Source organism: Streptomyces nanshensis (genome assembly GCF_001751255.1).
GTDB classification, from domain to species: Bacteria; Actinomycetota; Actinomycetes; order Streptomycetales; family Streptomycetaceae; genus Streptomyces; species Streptomyces nanshensis_A.
On sequence record NZ_LJGW01000065.1, the window covers coordinates 319 to 3429 of the forward strand.

General features: G+C 74.3%; 2 protein-coding genes and 1 pseudogene. All 3 read right to left on the bottom strand.

Features of this window, described 5'->3' with window-relative positions; genetic code table 11:
* Positions 1–324: pseudogene (locus AN218_RS38985) on the bottom strand (FHA domain-containing protein); the annotation flags it as partial.
* A 62-nt stretch (positions 325–386) separates the two neighbouring features.
* Positions 387–1745, bottom strand: coding sequence for a vWA domain-containing protein (locus tag AN218_RS03155; RefSeq protein WP_070015080.1), 1359 nt, complete (start codon positions 1743–1745; stop codon positions 387–389).
* A gap of 311 nt (positions 1746–2056) precedes the next feature.
* Positions 2057–3111, bottom strand: a 1055-nt coding sequence (locus tag AN218_RS03160) for a PP2C family protein-serine/threonine phosphatase (RefSeq protein ID WP_244900229.1), incomplete at its 5' end; no start/stop codon positions are given.

Here is a 3111-nt window from a genome sequence, read left to right on the forward strand (position 1 = left end):
AGCGCCCGGACCGCCAGGAGCACCAGGAGGGGGTCCGCCGGGTCCGGGAGGAGGTCCGCCGGGTCCGGGTCCGGCGCTGCCCGGGCCGGGATAGCCGTACCCCTGGGACGGGGGACCGGGGGGCGGGCCCGCTCCGGGTCCGCCCTGCCCGCCGGGAGCGGGCGGCGGACCGGGGTAGCCGTAGCCGCCCCCGGGCCCGGGTGGCTGCGAGGGCGACGGCGGGACCGCACCGGCCGGCGCGGCGGACGCGTCGGACATACGGTGACCGCACACCTCGCACCAGTCGTCGGCCGCCGACTGGTGTCCGTTCGGGCAAGTCGGCATGGTGATTGCCTCCCCCTTGTACTCCTGGACTCTTGTACCTGCGGCACGGCCCCCGCGGGCCGTTACCTCTTCACACGGACCGTCTTCGTGGACCGTGTCTCCAGCGTCATCTCGTCGGCGTCGGCAACCTTCGCCTTCAGCCGAACAGTACCGTTCGGGGCGTCGATCACGTCCACCACCTTCGAAAGCAGCTTCGAGGTCTCCTCGTTCCCGGAGGCGTCGGCCAGCCGCACGGCCCGCCCGAGTTGTGACGTCGCGCCCTCTTCGTCTCCGGCGCGACGGTTCTCCAGTCCGCGCCGGATCGCGTCGGCCAGCTCGGCCTGGCCCGTGTAGTGCGCGACCTGTACGTCGATGCCGGTGGCGGAGGCGAGGTCGTCCGTCCACACCGCGCGTATCAGCCCCTGTGCGAGCGTCCGCGCGAGCCCGCCGTCCTCCGCGGGCAGCACCAGCGCGGCGCGGCACGCGAGCATCTCCTGGCCCACCTCGGCCGCCGGAACCTCGACGCACACGTGGTAGTCGCGGGACTCCTCGCCCCATGAACCGGTCGGATAGTCCCCGGAGTTGGGCCCCGTGGGCGTACGGCGGTCCGTGAGGTCCTCGACGGACGGGGCGACCTGCTTCACGAACCTCACCGTCGAGCCCTTCGGCGTCCACAGGCGCAGCGCCACGTCCGCGATCTCCTTGCGCAGCACGTTCGCCATCATCGCCGTGAAGTCCTCGGCCAGTTCCTCGGGGCGGGCGACGATGTCGGCGGAGCCAAGGAGCGCGGAGGCGATCCCGGTGACCTCCTCGACCTCCCAGTCCGTACCGACGCCCCGTGCGTCACAGGTGAAGCGCCCGGCGCACTCGTCGAGGGCGGCCTTCAACTCCTCCGCGGACTCATGCTCGTTGCGCCCGTCGGTGAGGAGGACGGCATGCCGTATCGGGCCGTCGTGCGCCGCCAGCAGGCTCCTGGTGAGCCGCAGCCAGCTCCCGATGGCGGTGCCGCCCTCCGCGCGCAAGGTGCGCAGCGCCTCCCGCGCGCCCTTGCGGGTCTCCGGCCCGGCCACCGCCAGCCTGCCGCCTCCCGGATAGACCTCCGCGGCCTCGTGCGTACCGGCGACGACCGCGAAGGAGACGCCGTCGTGCAGCGTCTCGACCGCGGCGGCGGTCGCCTTCCGCGCGTGGCGCAGCTTGGTCTGCGGATGGTCCATCGAGCCGGAGCAGTCGAGCATGATCACGACGGCGGTGTCGGTACGGACCGCGGACGGCACGGATCCGCGGGCCCCCGAGCCCGCTCGGGTTCCGCCTCCGGCTCCGGGTACCGCACCGGAGCCGACGGTGATGATCGCGTCCACCTGCCGCCCGCCCTCCGGCAGATACTCGTTCTGGTAGACGTCGACGGAGAACCGCGGCGCGTGCTGCCCGGCGAAATCGGTCATGTTCCGCTCCTGGTCCGTGGCGAGGGATCGTCGTACGGCGCTGCGCGGGCCCGCCCGCGGGCGGGTCGCGGGGACCGGCGTGTGCCCGGTGTTCCTCCCCACGCCGCGCCGCGCGCCGCCAGTTCCGCCGTCCCGGCGTCCGTGTCCGGTCCGTGTCCCGCCCGTATCCGTACCTCGTCCCGCCCGTACGCGGTCCGCACATGGCCGCACAGGAGCGAACACATCGGTACGAACGACGTCCCGTCCGTACGCGGGCGGGCACGCCGCCGGTGCGGACGCCGGTCCGTGCGTCATCCGTCGCGTACGTCCCGTCAGGCCGGCACAGCCCCCTGGGTCGGCGCCGGGAAGGGGATGACGGCCACCGTCGCGTTGTCGTGGCCGCCGCCGTCGAGGGCGAAGCCGACCAGGCGCTGGGCCGCGGGCAGCGGACGGACGCGGCCGTCGGCAGGCACCGCGGCGGCCATCTGCTCGGCGGACTCCGCGTAGTTCCAGATCCCGTCGGTGCAGACGATCACCACGCCCGTGCCCTCCGGCTTGTACGAGGCGGTGTGCGGCTCGACTTCGTACGCGTCGGCGCCGAGCCAGCCCGTGATGGCGTGTGCGCGGGCGTCCGCGTACGCCTCCTCCTCGGAGAGCAGACCGGCGGCCACCATCTGCGCGGCCCACGAGTCGTCCTCGGTCAGCCGGGCGGGCGGCGCGCCCTGCTCGTCGGGCACCCAGTAGGCGCGGCTGTCGCCGATCCAGCCGACGGTGAGGATGCCCTCGACGGTGAGCGCGCCGACGATCGTGCACGCGGGGGCGTTCTTCGAGGGCTCGTTGGGACCTTCGTCCGCAAGGGCGTTGACCGCCTCCGCGGCCGCCATGAGCGCGTCGTGCATGGCCTGTTGAGCCGGTGTGCCCTGCGGTACGGCGCCGAGCAGCGAGGCTCCCGCGGCGCGTGCGGCCGCGGCCGACGCGTCGTCGGGGCGGGTGGCCGACGAGACGCCGTCGCAGACCACGGCGATGGTCACCGGGGCGCCCTGGGGCGTCACGGCCTCGTGCAGCGCGAAGAAGTCCTCGTTGCGGTGGTGGCGCAGCCCGCGGTCGCTGGCCGCCGCGACCGACGCCAACACGCTCTCCATGTGGTCGCGTTCGCGCGGCTGCTTGTGGCCGCAGTGGTCGCAGTAGCCGTCGCCGTCCACGGCTCCCGTGCCGCAGGCGACACAGCGCGCGACGACGGTGCCGTCGGGCAGCGTGTCCTCGTGCGGCGCCTCGGGGGGCGAGTCGTCGCGGGTCAGCCGGGGGTCGGCCGTCCGCGGATCCGGAGCCGAGGACTCCGGCGGTACGGAGGGCGGCGGCGGAACGAGCGGAGCCGCCGGGGCCGCGG